Raw genomic sequence first — 14,149 nt, 5'->3', positions numbered from 1 at the left:
TTTGCTTAAATGCTACTCTAATTATACCAAAAAATATGACCTTATTATGAATGTCGAATTATATTTTCTGAATTTTCTTTTTATTTTTAAAGGATTTTTCAATATTTTTTGCGAAACATTTGTATAACAATTTTTTCTTTGCTTATTGTTACATAATAGTAGGTTCGGGTGGAGTTTTGCAAGCGTTTCCTATACAATAACCGATCTTTTTTGATTTTTTCCTACAAAATATCTTGCAATATATTCAGAAACTCATTACAATTGCCATATATTAAAAATCTTAGCAATATATCAAATCCTCATCAATCCGATGAGGTAGAGGTTGCGACTTTTAAGAGTAAAACGGACGAGACACAGAGAAAGTCACCGACTCCGTTTGAAAGGAAAAGTTGCCGAAGTTTATATTTCTTCTCTGGAAATATGAGCTGGGGCTGTCTCCGAAAGGAACAGAACTGTCACGTTTACAAAATTACCGTGTAAACGTGGGGTGCTATCTTAACGGAAGGGTATGATGGGGTGGTTATTTGTGAAACGTTCCGCCAAATTCCTTTGGCGGTTTTTTGTATTTTTCTCCCCCGCTCCTTCCTATCTTACAAGAAAAGGAGTGTTGAACATGAATAGCGCAACGAATCAAACTACCTCTCAAACAGAAACTACAAAAGGAAAAGGTGAATTAAGACGCGGTCTAAAATCAAGGCACCTTACGATGATTTCTCTCGGCGGTACAATTGGTACCGGACTATTTCTTGCCAGCGGTGGTGTCATCCATTCAGCTGGACCTGGCGGTGCATTAATTGCATACGCCGCAATTGGAATTATGGTTTACTTCTTAATGACAAGCTTAGCTGAACTCGCAGCTTACATGCCTGTTACTGGATCTTTTAGCACGTACGCAACAAAATTTGTTGATCCATCACTTGGCTTTGCACTTGGTTGGAACTATTGGTATAACTGGGCCATTACAATTGCTGCTGAACTAGCGGCTGTAACATTAATTATGAAATTTTGGTTCCCTGATACCCCTTCTCTTATTTGGAGCGGATTATGTTTAGCTATTATTTTCCTTTTAAACTACTTATCTGTTAAAGGGTTTGGTGAATCTGAATATTGGTTCGCACTTATTAAAGTAGTTACCATTATTATCTTTTTAATTGTCGGTTTCATGATGATTTTCGGAATTATGGGCGGCGAAACTGTTGGCTTCAAAAACTTCACTGTTGCAGATGCACCATTTAACGGTGGTATCATGGCAATTATCGGAGTATTTATGGCAGCTGGTTTCTCCTTCCAAGGAACTGAATTACTTGGGGTAGCTGCTGGTGAAACTTCTGATCCAGAGCGTAATATTCCGAAAGCAATTCGTTCGATCTTTTGGCGTATTCTTTTATTCTATATCCTTGCCATTCTCGTTATCGGTTTATTAATTCCTTATACAACTGAAAGCCTTGCTGCAAGTGATGTAACAGTAAGTCCATTTACACTTATTTTTGAAAAAGCGGGCGTTGCCTTTGCTGCTTCTGTTATGAACGCTGTTATTTTAACGGCAGTACTATCTGCTGGTAACTCTGGTATGTATGCTTCAACTCGTATGCTTTGGGATTTAGCTCGCCAAGGGAAAGCACCAAAGTTTCTGGGTAAATTAGATAGCCGCGGTGTACCTGTTAACGCATTAATCGTAACATCGATTGTCGGTAGTATCGCTTTCATTGCTTCTTTATTCGGTGACGGTGTTGTATACATTTGGTTATTAAATGCATCAGGAATGTCTGGTTTTATCGCTTGGGTCGGCATTGCAATTAGTCATTACCGTTTCCGTAAAGCATATATCGCACAAGGAAAAGATTTAAATGACTTACCATATAGAGCAAAATGGTTCCCATTCGGTCCAATCTTCGCATTTACACTTTGTATCATCGTAATTTTAGGACAAAACTACGGCGCATTTATGGGTGAATCAATCGATTGGAATGGCGTACTCGTTTCTTACATCGGTTTACCCCTCTTCTTAGCACTATGGTTAGGATATAAATTTACGAAAAAAACAAAAGTGATTCCACTTGATAAATGTGAACTAAAATAAAGTGAAACTTTAATCCGTGGGGGTTTTCTTCATCCCCCACGGATTATTAGTTGAACCAATCGGACTTTTATGGACAGTTGATCCCCCACCTAACTTCTTTTCTTTCGCTGCATTTTGAGGTGGGGGTCTTACTGCCCATTAAAGTCGGATAAAGTGAAACGAGCAAACTAATTTGTTTGCTCGTTTTTTATTGCAAACCTCTTTGCTTCCCTATTGCTCCTGTTTTTGCAATAATAAAGGAAATATAAATAAAGGTTGGGATACAATGAACATTCGTATTACTGATGAAGCAATAGCAGCTATACATAGATTAGAACGTGAAGACAAAAAGATCATTCGCGTTAGAGGGACAATGACAAACTCTTGTAGTATTTTCGTTGATGTAGATTTAATTTGGGATACATATAATGCAGATGACGTTATATATGAAGATGCTGATTTTATCGTACAAATGGATTCATTTACGAAAGACTACACTGGTGATACAGTGAAACTTGATTATAAGACGACAGGTTTTAGTATTACGACTCCGAGTGAGACTTTAGTTTATGGATTGTCGATTAAAAAATAAAACTTGTTTTCAACTGACCACTGAGGTGAAAAAATGGGTAAATATGTTCCGCTAAAATTTTTGTTTAACGAAGAATTAGCAGAAAAAATGGCTGATTCTATTTGTAAACACGATCCTACTTTCTCTAAAAGAAACTTTGTGTCTTCCGTAACATGTAAAATTGAAAATTTAGAGTTAAAGCAGCGTATTGAAGTAATGGCAGATGAATTACATAATGCTTTACAAAAAGATTTTAATGAAGCAATACATATATTACTAAAAACGTTAGGCCCAGAAAATACAACAGAAGTAGGCACATTTACAAACGGATATATGTACATGCCTATCGCAAAATACGTTGAAAAATATGGGCTTAACGATTTTGAAACCTCATTCAACGCCATGTATGAAATAACGAAAAGGAATACTGCTGAATATGCCATTCGGCCTTTTCTTCAAACATACCATGAAGACACACTAAACATATTACAAAAGTGGATTCATGATGAAAACAGTCACATTAGAAGATTAGTTTCTGAAGGTACGAGACCTAGACTTCCTTGGGCTAAAAAAATAGGAGCTCTGAAAGGTGACTTTCAGTACAATTTACAGCTTCTTGAGCCTTTAATGAATGACCCTTCTAAATACGTTCAAAAATCTGTAGCCAATCATATTAACGATATTACGAAAGAAGATAAAGAACTTGTTTTTCAATGGTTGCAGCAATTACGTGATAAACAGCATCCAGTTAATCCTTGGATTATAAAACATGGGTTAAGAACGGTAATAAAAAATGATACTTTACCAAAAGATTTTTATTTTTGAGTATTTTAAACAAAAACGCGTATGCTTCAAAAATGAAGTATACGCGGTTTTCTCTTTCAAACATTATCCTTGCCTTAAAATATTTTGAAACATTTCCGGCTTATTTCGTTCAAAGCTTTCTATAAGTTCTTTTCCAAATATCGTTATACTCTTCTCCCAAGGGTGGCCTAAATAGCCCCACTTAAAGTCTTTCTGAATAAAGAAGTAGTAATCTCCATTCGGAAATACGGGAATTATCCACTCATCAAATTCAGTTCTTTCAAACTCTACATGTGGATTCGTCCAATAACACTCATGTTGCCAATCCAGTGCCATGATATATTCATTCGATGCTGTAATTTCTTGAAAGGCTTGTAACGCTTTACTTTCCAGATCGTTTATCGACTCTCCAAAGCAATGAGAAATATCATATGTAACAAAAGGACTTGGCACCTTAAATGATGGGAATATAGAAAGACTTGGTGAAAACTTAAGTTCACTATATATCTTGTCCCAAATTTGTTCATCCTCTTTGTCCGTAAACTCTATCCAGTTTTTCATTACGCAACTACCTTCCCTAATAACTTCAAAGGAATTCCACTCAACTATCCCGAATATATAAATAACCATTCTCACAAGGAGCGAATGTATATGAATCTATTCGAACATGAAACGTAAAACCGCTTCTCTTTCATAAGAGGTCCTCCCTTTTTCCTTTCTCATCATATCATTCATTTATGAAATAGGAGGACAAATTTATGAAACGTGATCCATTATTTTTAACTTTATTAGAGAGTACAAATACAAACTTTAGTGGCTGGGATTTTTCTTTCATTTCAGAAACGGGCCGAATGAAGAGCGAGCCTTTATCATGGTCGTATGGTAGCACTGCTTATCAGCTTATGCAGCGTGCTAAATCAATGCTCGATATGGGGACTGGCGGCGGAGAGTTTTTATCTATGTTACAACCGTTCCCGTTAACTATTTATGCTACTGAGGGCTACGCTCCAAACGTGCCAATTGCTCGAAAAAAGTTAGAGCCTCTAGGGGTTACAGTCGTCGAAGTAATTCATGATACTGCTTTACCATTTCAAGATGGTCAGTTTGATTTAATCATAAATCAACATGAATCATATGCTGCCTCTGAGGTAAACAGAATCCTTGCTCCTAATGGAATATTTCTTACACAACAAGTTGGCGGCCTTGATTGCGCGGAACTTAATGAGCAGTTTAACGCACCTCTAAATAACGAATTTGCAAGTTGGTCGCTCGAAGCTGCATGCATTGAGTTAAAGGAAAATGGATTTACTATTTTAGAAGAAAAAGAAGAGTTCCCTTTTCAACGCTTTTATGACATTGGCGCTATCGTCTATTATTTAAAAGCGATTCCGTGGCAAATCCCTAATTTTACTGTTGAAAGGTATTGTGAGGAATTATATCGTATACATGAAATCATCTTACAAAAAGGTTATTTTGATGTGAAGCAACATCGTTTTCTGATTAAGGCGATTCGCAGTTAATCATGGAGCATATGAAAAAGAGATGGATCTACCATCTCTTTTTCCCCGTTTATTTTTAAAAATTTTGTGATGGTTTCTAGATTGTTAAGTACGTCCACGTCTTGCAATCACATCAGCTAATGTAATAAGTTGCTCGTGCGTTATCTTTCCGGATACCTTTTCTTTTATAATTTTTTCCATTTCCTTTGTAACAGTCATGCCTTCTATTTCTAGACTCGCTTTGGCCGCCTCGAAAGCTTTATTTAGTTCTTCCTCGTTTTTGAATGTCATAATTTGAGTTACCCCCTTCAAATCATTTTTTTACTCTTTTAATACAAGAAAGGTAATATCATCCCATTTCCTCTCTAATTGTAAAGTAGTCTTTTCAATACTTCCTCCTGTTAACAAATCATATCCTTCAATCTCAGCTACCAATTGTTTCGTTTCACTCTTTGGATTCATATCTTTGTATAAGATGTATAACTTATTACCATGTACTTGTATATCCGAAATCCCTTTGTCCTCTCTAGCGATTTTTGTATTTTTGTCACTTTGTAATGAATATGTACGTATGATATTCAAATTCTCATCTAACTCTTTTATTTTTTCATCATGATTTAAAACGTACACCTTATTATCATACACCTGCACTAAAACAGGTATGAATTGCTTGTCATCTAATACCGTTTCTTTTTCCACTACTTTAGTTTTCGGGTTTATCATCATTAATTTAGAAGACAACTTTTGATTTACATTATCACTTAATGCGAGTATTAGTTTATCTTTATACTTTTGAAAAATTACTTTTTGAGGAGTTGGTGCAAAATACACATTTTCATTAGGAATTTCAAATTCGTTTGTTTTTTTATTTGTGACCAAATCTATTTCTGAAATATATACTTTATCTAGCGTTTGTGAAAATGCGTATATATGATTCTCAATAATATGCGCACCTTGAATCGTTCCCTTTAGTTCTACACTTTCTTGCCTTTTATCATTCTCTTTCCAATATACGAGTTCACTTGTATATCCTTTCTTTTCGTCTACCAGCCCAATGTTCACATCATAAAATTTATAACCTTGCTCTGCATGTATAAAATATGCCCCTGCGTTTACATCTTGTAATTCTTTAGGAATATTGATCCCTTGTACCTTACCAATCTTATTAATTACATAATGATTGTTATTTCTATTTGATGAGAAGTAGTACCCCTCCCCATCTTTTGCATTACTCATTATACTTTGGCCATCCACTTCTATTTTACTAATCTCATTTCCTTTCTTATCATATGCATATATGTAACCACCGGCTTTCATTGCATTTGAATAGGATACGAGGTAATCTACTTTTTGAATGTCTTTAAGTTCTGTATCACTTTTAGAACAGGCTACAAAAAGGAACATCGTACATATAACGATTATGGCCAATGAATTGTATTTCTGAAACATATCATCACCTCGCATATATAATGAGAGCAATCAACATACAAATGCTAATTGCTCTTTGAAATATTTTATTAACTTGAGTATGAAAGATTTTTTTTACATATCGTTTGTTCGCATTATCATCTGTCAAAAATGAAGTTGTGTAATGAATAATATTCCCATTATCGTACGTGAATATATGCTCTAACTTATTTTCTTCTGTTAATACTATCGGTAAGTATTTTGGTAAATTGCTAACTACACCTCTATTATCCTTATTTAATATCCAATCAATTTCTTTCCATTCTAATAATCCTTCCGCCGTACTTACTGGTGTGTCCATATGTACTCCATCTGGCAGGTCAGCAAGGAATACGTACATTCCTTCACGCCCCTGAGGCTCGTCCTTGCTTTTAAAAACTACATTCCCTTTATACGTTACACTTGGAAAATCTATGCCTGTTTCCTCAAGCGTTTCTCTAATTATTCCTTCATATGGTGTTTCATTGTCTTCAATTTTTCCACCAACACCATTCCACATTCCCATATTCGGCTTTTTGTTTCTATTCAATAAGAGTATTTTCTTTCCTTTTCTAATGAAACAAATTGTGTACTTATACATACGTTCATCTCCTTTCCTTTTCCCTTCATTTACAGATTTAAACTGTAACTTCCTGCAAAAAGTTTTTTATTATACAAATAATTGGCTTTTAATGAGGTATTTTGCTCAATTTTATTAAAAAACATTCTCCTTACAATTATATTTCACATAATATATTGTACAACTTTCGTTTCAGAAAGGAGTGTTCAAAATCGATAACATAAGCAGCGAATTTTTAAAACAATTTTACGATAGTCGAGTCTGGTTATATGATACACATTGGCTTGGAGTCCCCATTCTCAAACTTCCTTCTGATCTATTTTTGTATCAAGAAATGATTTACGAATTAAAACCCGACTTAATTATTGAATGTGGCACTTGTTATGGTGGTAGTGCACTATATTTAGCTTCTATATTAGATTTAATTGGCAAAGGTCACGTTCTGACTATCGATATATTTCCACAACCAAATCGTCCATCCCATGATCGTATTACGTATTTAACAGCTTCTTCTGTTTCAGTAACCGCTGTGCAAACAATATTAAGTATGCGTAAACCTAATGATGTGATTTTAGTTATTTTAGATTCAGATCATAGTAAAGAGCATGTAGCAAAAGAATTGTTGCTTTATAAATCTATCGTTACTACAGGCAGTTATATTATCGTAGAAGATACATCTATTAATGGAAATCCTGTTTCTCCCGATTGGGGGCCTGGTCCAATGGAAGCAGTTGAAGAGTTTTTAGCTACAAATAACAATTTCATAATCGATGAATCTAAGCATAAGTTTTTCATATCATTTAACCCAAAAGGTTTTTTAAAGAAGGTAAAGTGAAACGTTAATAAGTGGGGTTTTGTAAATCCCCACTTATTCTATGATCTTCATTTTTGAAAAAGGATAATATACAAATTCCACTTTTCCTATTATATTATCTTCTTCAATATATCCTAAACCGTTTCGACTATCTCTACTAAGTTCACGATTATCTCCCATTACAAATAACTTATTTGGCGGGATTTTTGTCTTTTGAAAGTTATAAAACACTTGCGTATTATTGAACAAATCTTTATTTGTATACGGTTCTTCTTGTTTTTTATCATTCACATATACAGATCCATTCGTTATGTTAATTACGTCACCAGGAAGTCCTATTACTCGTTTCACATAATATTTTGATTCATCCTCTTCCTTTATAATGACAATTTCTCCATGCTCTAAATCGGAAAAGTGTACGGCTGCTTTATTTACAAATACGTAGTCTTCTTCATATAAAGTCGGTTGCATCGATTTCCCTTCCACTTTACATAAAGTAAAAGAATGATAAGCTATTACCAAAACAAACACGAAGAGTATGTATTTCCCCCAACCTCTCTTAATCTCCTGTTTCATATCCATTCCCACCTTATTCAAACGCTTTTTAAATCAAAAATATATCACTGCACCATATGTCTCAATGCAGTGATATTATTTTTACTGGGCCTTGTTCGGCTGCTCTACTGGGACTGGATTTCCACCCGATCTTTTCGTTTTCAATTCAAAATACGCATCCAAAATCTCTTTACCAATCGCGGAATTAATTCCTGATTTGTCATCATTTACCCATGGTACAACAACTGAAAAAGCTACTTCTGGATCAGCATCATATGGTGCATAACCGGCAAGAGTTAAATTATAACATTTTTTTCTATTATTGTTTTCATCTCTTCCAATTTCACTTTCTCCACCATACACGGTTTCAGCTGTTCCTGTTTTTCCAGCTGGTTTATATGGTAATCCTTTAAACGTTGCAGTACCAGTTCCATCATTCTCTTGAAAAACTCTTCTAAATCCTTCTTTTACATGATTAATGTATGAGGTGTTCATATCCACTCGATTTAAAATAACTGGCTCAATAGACCGAATAACTTTTCCAACATCCTCTGGTCTATGTGGTTGCTCTCTCACTTCTTGCACAATTTGCGGTTTCATTCGGTAACCACCGTTTGCAATTGTTGAAATATATTGAGCAAGTTGAAGCGGCGTATATGTATCGTATTGTCCAATCGCATAATCGAGTAAAAAACCAGGTATGTTATCTGTTCTCCCCATTTGACCAATCGATTCATTCGGCAAATCAATACCAGTCGGTACACCTAAGCCAAACTGTCTAAAATAGTAACGCATTTTATTAAATGTCTCTTGTTTAATGTCTAATGGATTGTTTGGCACATAATTTATACCTGCCATTTTTAAAGCCGTGTTAAACATATAAACGTTTGATGAAACTTGTAAAGCTCTTAAATCATCAATATCACCAAATTCTTTCCACGATTTCTTCGGCTTGGAGCTTCCTTTAAAATACATTGGTGCATCAAAGAAATGCGTATACGGCTTAATTGTGTCAGTTTGATAACCGGCTAATAATGTAGCCCCTTTCACAGTTGACCCTAACTCATAAGAACTTGTCATCGTTCCTAAAGCGTAGTCTTCTATTTGCATCCCGCCATCTTTATTTACAATTTTCTTTCCTGCCATCGATAAAATTTGACCGTTTTTCGGGTTCATCATTACAACGAATGCACGATCCATCATCGGCTCTGCAGAATGAAATGCTCGTAAATTCTTTTCAAGACTTTGCTCTACTTTTTTCTGTAATTCCATATCCACTGTTAACATTAAATTATTTCCACTTTTTCCTTCGGTTACTTTTTCATTTCGAATCACATTTCCTGTTTTATCTGTAATACTTCTAGTCTGTTCTTTCGTTCCATGGAGTGCATCTTCATATTGTTTTTCAATGTAACTCTTACCAATACGATCATTTCTGTTATAATCACGTACTAAGTAATAATCTAATTGTTCTCTTGGCAATCCTTCATTTTCAGTAGAAACGCTACCAAGGATAGAACGAAGTATTTTATCATTTGGATATTCACGTTCCCAGTCTACTGTCGTATCTACTCCAGGCAAGCTTGCCAATCTTTCACTTACGACTGCATATTCATTTTGACTTACATCTTTTTTAACGATTTGCGGCGTCATTTTATATCCCGCATTCATTTTGCTTTTAATTGCTAATACTTCTAAATCCTCTTTTGAAAGTTCGCTTAATTCTTCTTGTGTAATTCTTTCCCTACGTAACTCTTCAACTTTTTTATCTAATTCTTTCCCTTCTATCTCCTGCTTCCTAAATTTACTCTCATCTTCTTTCGTTACTTTTTCTGCTGCCCGCTTTTCATTTAACTGCATCCAAAAATCCTTTTTGTCTGTTTCTGTTAACTTGTCTATATCCTCTGGCGACATTTCAATTAACTGTGCTAATTGTCTTGCTACTTGTAAAACTTCTTTCGAATCTACTCCTTTCATTTTCGTATATGTAACAGTTCGTAGTGGTTTGTTATTTACAATCACCTGACCTTGTCGATCAAACATTTTCCCTCTAGGAACAGGTGTACTTACCGTTACGTCTTCCTTTTTGTTCACTTCATTTCTATACGTTTCTCCATCAATGATTTGCACTTTACCTAATTGAATTATAATAGCTGAAAATAAAAGAAAGACGATAAAAAATAGTACATTTAACCGAAAAGGAATATGAGTCTTTTTCTTTTTCGATTGTTTCTTCTGCTCCTTTTTCTGTCTCATTTCGCTCCCTCGCTTCATTCTATTAACATTTCTACGTAGAACCATTATGTATCAAATTTATTTATATGATATATATAGAATTTTATATTAATTATAAAAGAAATAAAAGATTTAATTTTCAGTTTTTTAATTTCACATCCTATTTATTACCATTCCCTTATTAAGGAATAACATGAATGTTATTCTAAAAGAAAGGTTGTATACTTAAGAAATAAATCAATAAAAGACATTACTAAGGAGAAAATGAAATGACAGATTCATTTACAATACATACTAATACATCATTTTGTTTAAACTTTATGATTTACATTCAAAATATGTATCTTAACCAAAAAGAGAAAAAGGAAAATTTGAGATTTCCTTACATAGCAAAACAAGTAAATTTCTCTACTGACTTTGAAGATCATTTCAAGGAATTATGGCATATACTTCGTAAACAAATTGCTAACGACCGATATGATTTACAAATTTTTTATGAGGGAAATAATATCTTCTATGAGAAGCTTTTTGAAACTCAATTATGTAATGAGGAATCCTTTAAAGAATTACTGTGTAGTTTTAAAGTATGGTGGACTAGCATAGCAGGTCAGCATTCATTAGACTGTTCTGTAAGTGGGTATAGTACGCAACTTTATAATGATTTAGTTTTATACTTAAAGCAAAACGAAATAGAACCTTTACAACAGCTACATATTAGTTTACTTTATGACGACTGTGTATTCGTTAAAGAAAACATTTCTTCCTATTCTGCTATTTTGCCAACCAAAACATTTTTTATAGGTTATAGAGATGTGGTTGCTACATTATTAAAATGTTTTAAACAGTGATTACCCAAATAAAAAACTGAGGTGAATACCTCAGTTTTTTCGATAACTTATTTTATTGAAGATACCCCTTCAACAAACGTACCAATCTTATTTTGAAAAACAAAATCAAAGTTATACTCTTGTCCTGTTAATTCTTCATTTACTAAAATGGTTGTTGCTCCTACTTCTCTCTTTGCGATTTGTGGGAATGAAGCGACAGGTTGTACTTTTAATGACGTTCCCATAACGATAAGCACATCTGTTTCATATAAACGTTTTATCGCATTTTGATATTGCGGCAATGTATCTCCGTATAAAACAACGTCTGGATTTAAAATGAAATTACACTTCTCGCAGCGCGGCACTTCATGATCTATCATATACTGCAAATCATACCCCGTTTTACACTTCGGACAATGTGCAGTTTGCAGTGTTCCATGTAAATCAATAACATGTTTACTACCACCTAATTGATGTAAACCGTCAATATTTTGCGTTAAAATCGTAATATCTTTCCCTTGCTCTTCTAGCTCTGCTAAAAAACGATGACCACGATTTGGCTTATATTGATGAAACGTATTGATTTGAAATATTTCTTTATAATGCTTCCAAAATTCTTTCGGACTTCTATTATAATATCCTCTTGATAAATACATCTCCACATTCGCATCAGCATACAATCCATTTGCTGAACGGAAATCGGGAATACCACTTTCCGTACTTGCACCAGCTCCTGTTAATACTGTAATTTTCTTCGCTTTTTCTAAAATCAAACGTACTTCTTCAAATTGTTGCACAAAAATCACCTCTATGTATATTGCTATACTTATTATACCAGTTGTTTACAGGAGGTGTCGTATGATTTGATTTATAGTATAACAATAACGCATGCAAACATGTATTAACTTTTTCACTTCATAATTTAAATTCAGTAGAAATATATGATACTTACCCCTATTTGCTAATTAACAGTGTAAACACCTTTCTTATTCTAACTAGTTAATTAGTAAGTTAATATTATCTGTAAAATATAAAAGAGAAGCGTATGCCTCTCTTTTAAAATTGGAATTCTGCTTGTTGTTCTTCCGTAATAGTCTCATACCCATCAGGATTAACCGTATTACTAAAGATTAACTTAGCTGATGTAATCTCCTCAGGCTTCCCTTTAATAATAAGACCTACACTTCCCTCTTTTTTTACTTTACCATAAAATTTACTATCACTATCTTCGCTTTCCCAAATAAAATCATTTCCAATTGCATCCAGCTGTTCGCCATTGTTCAGAACAACTTTTTGAAGACCATAGAAATCTACATTTTGATCACTAGTGTTTTCTACACTATATTGAATTTGTATGTAATTTAGATCATCAGGTAATTTATTCCCACCTGTATATTGAAGTAAAAATTCTGTCATAGACTTATTAACTTTATTAAGCTTAATAATCTTCATATCTTTTACAGTATATTTAATAGGTGCGATATCTACAGTTTGGTTAACTTCTTTAATTTTCATTAATTCAGCTTCATTACCATCTGCTTTAGCTTTCTGCCCTACTTTAGATAGGTTTACAGTACCTTTTTCCTCTTTTTCGGACTTGTTAGAAACATCTTTTTGCTCTGCAGAAGTTGCTTTTTCTTTATTCTCTGTGGATGTTTTTTCATTTCCGCAACCTGTAAGAATGCTTCCTGTCAGCATGATGCTGCCTAATAAAACTGAAATTTGTTTTTTCATAATGTACCCTCCATGATGTTACTAATACTTATTTTCCCCTTGAAAACTTTACCATGGAATATTATACAATGTAAATAGTTTCATCAAATTAAAAAGAAATCCAATTTTAAGATTTCTTTTCCTTTATTACTAGTTATTATATTATTTTGTGAACATTTTTTAAACCTGCTATTTAGCTACTTTATCATCTTGAAGTTGCTTTTGTATTTCTATTACATCCTTATCGTATAACAAAATATTAACATTAGATTTAACCTTCTATACGCTTGACACATAATATTACTCCGAAGAATAGGGTATCACCCATTTCCCTATTTCTCCAAAACTTTATAAAATCATCTATGGATTCTAATTGTATCCCAAGTTATTCTTCTATTTAATGCGTCGTGCCTCCAACTTCCACAATATCGACCTCAACTGTCGCCGTTACCTCTACTGCCAATTCTATCCCTTTACGAATAGTAGAAAGTGACATACTTGCTTGGCCTGGATAATTACTCGCTTGTTCTGGCAAGAACGGAATATGAACAAATCCGCCTTTTATTTTCTTATCTTGTTTCTCTAGTTCATGCATGAGTCCGTAGAATAAATGATTACAAACGAATGTACCTGCTGTTTGTGAAACGGAAGCTGGTATGCCTTCTTCTTGAAGTCTTTTTACAATTGCTTTCATCGGAAGTGTAGACCAATAGGCAGCCGGTCCTTCTTCTACAACCGGTACATCTACCGGCTGATTCCCTTCATTGTCAGCAATTCTTGCATCATCAACGTTAATTGCGACACGCTCTATCGTAATATCTGGTCTGCCCCCAGCTTGTCCGATACATATAATCATTTCAGGGTTTAGTTCATCTATATATTCTTTTAAAACTTGTATTGATTTATCAAATACAGTTGGGACTTGTTTACTAATAATCTTATATTCTCCGATTGTTTTTTTATGCAAACTTTTTGCGACTTCCCAAGCTGGGTTGATGCTTTCTCCGCCGAACGGATCAAATCCTGTTAGTAATACTGTTTTCATA

15 protein-coding genes and 1 riboswitch are annotated in these 14,149 nt (G+C 34.0%); of the genes, 6 read left to right on the top strand and 9 right to left on the bottom strand.

Going from position 1 to position 14,149, the window contains the following annotated elements; genetic code table 11:
• Positions 1-308 precede the first annotated feature (308 nt).
• Positions 309-501: riboswitch (Lysine riboswitch) on the top strand.
• A 112-nt stretch (positions 502-613) separates the two neighbouring features.
• The 3 genes from ACTFSI_RS14565 (at position 614) to ACTFSI_RS14555 (ending at position 3,455) form a co-directional block, all read left to right on the top strand.
• Positions 614-2,080, top strand: coding sequence for an amino acid permease (locus ACTFSI_RS14565; RefSeq protein WP_001083411.1), 1,467 nt, complete (start codon positions 614-616; stop codon positions 2,078-2,080).
• 265 nt (positions 2,081-2,345) lie between these two features.
• On the top strand, positions 2,346-2,651 hold the full coding sequence (locus ACTFSI_RS14560; protein ID WP_044792978.1) for an iron-sulfur cluster biosynthesis family protein: 306 nt from the start codon (positions 2,346-2,348) through the stop codon (positions 2,649-2,651).
• A gap of 33 nt (positions 2,652-2,684) precedes the next feature.
• Positions 2,685-3,455 carry a DNA alkylation repair protein gene (locus ACTFSI_RS14555; RefSeq protein ID WP_138321742.1) on the top strand — a complete coding sequence of 257 codons (771 nt, stop codon included), beginning with the start codon at positions 2,685-2,687 and terminating at the stop codon, positions 3,453-3,455.
• A 63-nt stretch (positions 3,456-3,518) separates the two neighbouring features.
• Here ACTFSI_RS14555 and ACTFSI_RS14550 read toward each other — a convergent pair whose 3' ends face one another.
• Positions 3,519-3,995 carry a DUF2716 domain-containing protein gene (locus tag ACTFSI_RS14550; protein ID WP_138321739.1) on the bottom strand — a complete coding sequence of 159 codons (477 nt, stop codon included), beginning with the start codon at positions 3,993-3,995 and terminating at the stop codon, positions 3,519-3,521.
• Between the two features lie 197 nt (positions 3,996-4,192).
• Here ACTFSI_RS14550 and ACTFSI_RS14545 point away from each other — a divergent pair, with 197 nt between their 5' ends.
• Positions 4,193-4,954, top strand: coding sequence for a class I SAM-dependent methyltransferase (locus ACTFSI_RS14545; protein WP_138321737.1), 762 nt, complete (start codon positions 4,193-4,195; stop codon positions 4,952-4,954).
• A gap of 84 nt (positions 4,955-5,038) precedes the next feature.
• On the opposite strand, the gene ACTFSI_RS14540 is transcribed toward ACTFSI_RS14545, so the two are convergent.
• From ACTFSI_RS14540 to ACTFSI_RS14530, 3 genes are read right to left on the bottom strand one after another with little or no spacing between them, the layout of a single operon-like run.
• Positions 5,039-5,224 (bottom strand): antitoxin VbhA family protein, encoded by a 186-nt coding sequence (locus ACTFSI_RS14540; RefSeq protein WP_000143190.1) that lies wholly within the window; start codon positions 5,222-5,224, stop codon positions 5,039-5,041.
• Positions 5,225-5,254: 30 nt separating this feature from the next.
• Positions 5,255-6,382 (bottom strand): hypothetical protein, encoded by a 1,128-nt coding sequence (locus tag ACTFSI_RS14535; RefSeq protein WP_000487032.1) that lies wholly within the window; start codon positions 6,380-6,382, stop codon positions 5,255-5,257.
• A gap of 4 nt (positions 6,383-6,386) precedes the next feature.
• On the bottom strand, positions 6,387-6,980 hold the full coding sequence (locus ACTFSI_RS14530) for an NUDIX hydrolase (protein WP_241747723.1): 594 nt from the start codon (positions 6,978-6,980) through the stop codon (positions 6,387-6,389).
• A 181-nt stretch (positions 6,981-7,161) separates the two neighbouring features.
• Here ACTFSI_RS14530 and ACTFSI_RS14525 point away from each other — a divergent pair, with 181 nt between their 5' ends.
• Positions 7,162-7,794: a CmcI family methyltransferase gene (locus ACTFSI_RS14525; RefSeq protein WP_014481705.1), complete on the top strand. Its 633-nt coding sequence runs from the start codon at positions 7,162-7,164 to the stop codon at positions 7,792-7,794.
• A gap of 33 nt (positions 7,795-7,827) precedes the next feature.
• Here the strand turns inward: ACTFSI_RS14525 and lepB are convergent, their stop codons facing one another.
• Both lepB and ACTFSI_RS14515 read right to left on the bottom strand, forming a co-directional pair.
• Entirely contained in the window at positions 7,828-8,349 is a 522-nt protein-coding gene (gene lepB / locus ACTFSI_RS14520; protein WP_000806877.1) for a signal peptidase I, read from the bottom strand.
• An 81-nt stretch (positions 8,350-8,430) separates the two neighbouring features.
• Complete coding sequence (locus tag ACTFSI_RS14515) at positions 8,431-10,584, bottom strand: peptidoglycan D,D-transpeptidase FtsI family protein (RefSeq protein ID WP_001249214.1); 2,154 nt, start codon at positions 10,582-10,584, stop codon at positions 8,431-8,433.
• A 248-nt stretch (positions 10,585-10,832) separates the two neighbouring features.
• On the opposite strand from ACTFSI_RS14515, the gene ACTFSI_RS14510 reads away from it, so the two are divergent.
• Positions 10,833-11,411, top strand: coding sequence for a hypothetical protein (locus ACTFSI_RS14510; protein WP_138321733.1), 579 nt, complete (start codon positions 10,833-10,835; stop codon positions 11,409-11,411).
• A gap of 47 nt (positions 11,412-11,458) precedes the next feature.
• Here the strand turns inward: ACTFSI_RS14510 and ACTFSI_RS14505 are convergent, their stop codons facing one another.
• The 3 genes from ACTFSI_RS14505 to pcp form a co-directional block, all read right to left on the bottom strand.
• Positions 11,459-12,187: an NAD-dependent protein deacylase gene (locus ACTFSI_RS14505; protein ID WP_138321731.1), complete on the bottom strand. Its 729-nt coding sequence runs from the start codon at positions 12,185-12,187 to the stop codon at positions 11,459-11,461.
• Between the two features lie 259 nt (positions 12,188-12,446).
• Positions 12,447-13,124: a hypothetical protein gene (locus tag ACTFSI_RS14500; RefSeq protein WP_000744245.1), complete on the bottom strand. Its 678-nt coding sequence runs from the start codon at positions 13,122-13,124 to the stop codon at positions 12,447-12,449.
• Positions 13,125-13,500: 376 nt separating this feature from the next.
• A complete protein-coding gene (gene pcp / locus ACTFSI_RS14495) occupies positions 13,501-14,148 on the bottom strand; it encodes a pyroglutamyl-peptidase I (protein ID WP_138321729.1) in 648 nt (215 codons plus the stop codon).
• Between the last annotated feature and the right edge of the window lies 1 nt (position 14,149).

Source organism: Bacillus cereus group sp. MYBK101-2 (assembly GCF_051918845.1).
In the GTDB taxonomy this organism is placed as follows: Bacteria; Bacillota; Bacilli; order Bacillales; family Bacillaceae_G; genus Bacillus_A; species Bacillus_A paranthracis.
The sequence above is the reverse complement of the archived record's forward strand: the minus strand, read 5'-3'. Positions and strand labels throughout refer to the sequence as shown.

Excerpts from the sequence above, each read along its gene's own strand:
- ACTFSI_RS14500 (WP_000744245.1), bottom strand. The coding sequence starts at position 13,124 with ATGAAAAAACAAATTTCAGTTTTATTAGGCAGCATCATGCTGACAGGA.
- ACTFSI_RS14535 (WP_000487032.1), bottom strand. The coding sequence starts at position 6,382 with ATGTTTCAGAAATACAATTCATTGGCCATAATCGTTATATGTACGATG.
- pcp (WP_138321729.1), bottom strand. The coding sequence starts at position 14,148 with ATGAAAACAGTATTACTAACAGGATTTGATCCGTTCGGCGGAGAAAGC.
- lepB (WP_000806877.1), bottom strand. The coding sequence starts at position 8,349 with ATGAAACAGGAGATTAAGAGAGGTTGGGGGAAATACATACTCTTCGTG.
- ACTFSI_RS14565 (WP_001083411.1), top strand. The coding sequence starts at position 614 with ATGAATAGCGCAACGAATCAAACTACCTCTCAAACAGAAACTACAAAA.
- ACTFSI_RS14545 (WP_138321737.1), top strand. The coding sequence starts at position 4,193 with ATGAAACGTGATCCATTATTTTTAACTTTATTAGAGAGTACAAATACA.
- ACTFSI_RS14510 (WP_138321733.1), top strand. The coding sequence starts at position 10,833 with ATGACAGATTCATTTACAATACATACTAATACATCATTTTGTTTAAAC.
- ACTFSI_RS14550 (WP_138321739.1), bottom strand. The coding sequence starts at position 3,995 with ATGAAAAACTGGATAGAGTTTACGGACAAAGAGGATGAACAAATTTGG.
- ACTFSI_RS14530 (WP_241747723.1), bottom strand. The coding sequence starts at position 6,980 with ATGTATAAGTACACAATTTGTTTCATTAGAAAAGGAAAGAAAATACTC.
- ACTFSI_RS14540 (WP_000143190.1), bottom strand. The coding sequence starts at position 5,224 with ATGACATTCAAAAACGAGGAAGAACTAAATAAAGCTTTCGAGGCGGCC.
- ACTFSI_RS14515 (WP_001249214.1), bottom strand. The coding sequence starts at position 10,584 with ATGAGACAGAAAAAGGAGCAGAAGAAACAATCGAAAAAGAAAAAGACT.
- ACTFSI_RS14560 (WP_044792978.1), top strand. The coding sequence starts at position 2,346 with ATGAACATTCGTATTACTGATGAAGCAATAGCAGCTATACATAGATTA.
- ACTFSI_RS14555 (WP_138321742.1), top strand. The coding sequence starts at position 2,685 with ATGGGTAAATATGTTCCGCTAAAATTTTTGTTTAACGAAGAATTAGCA.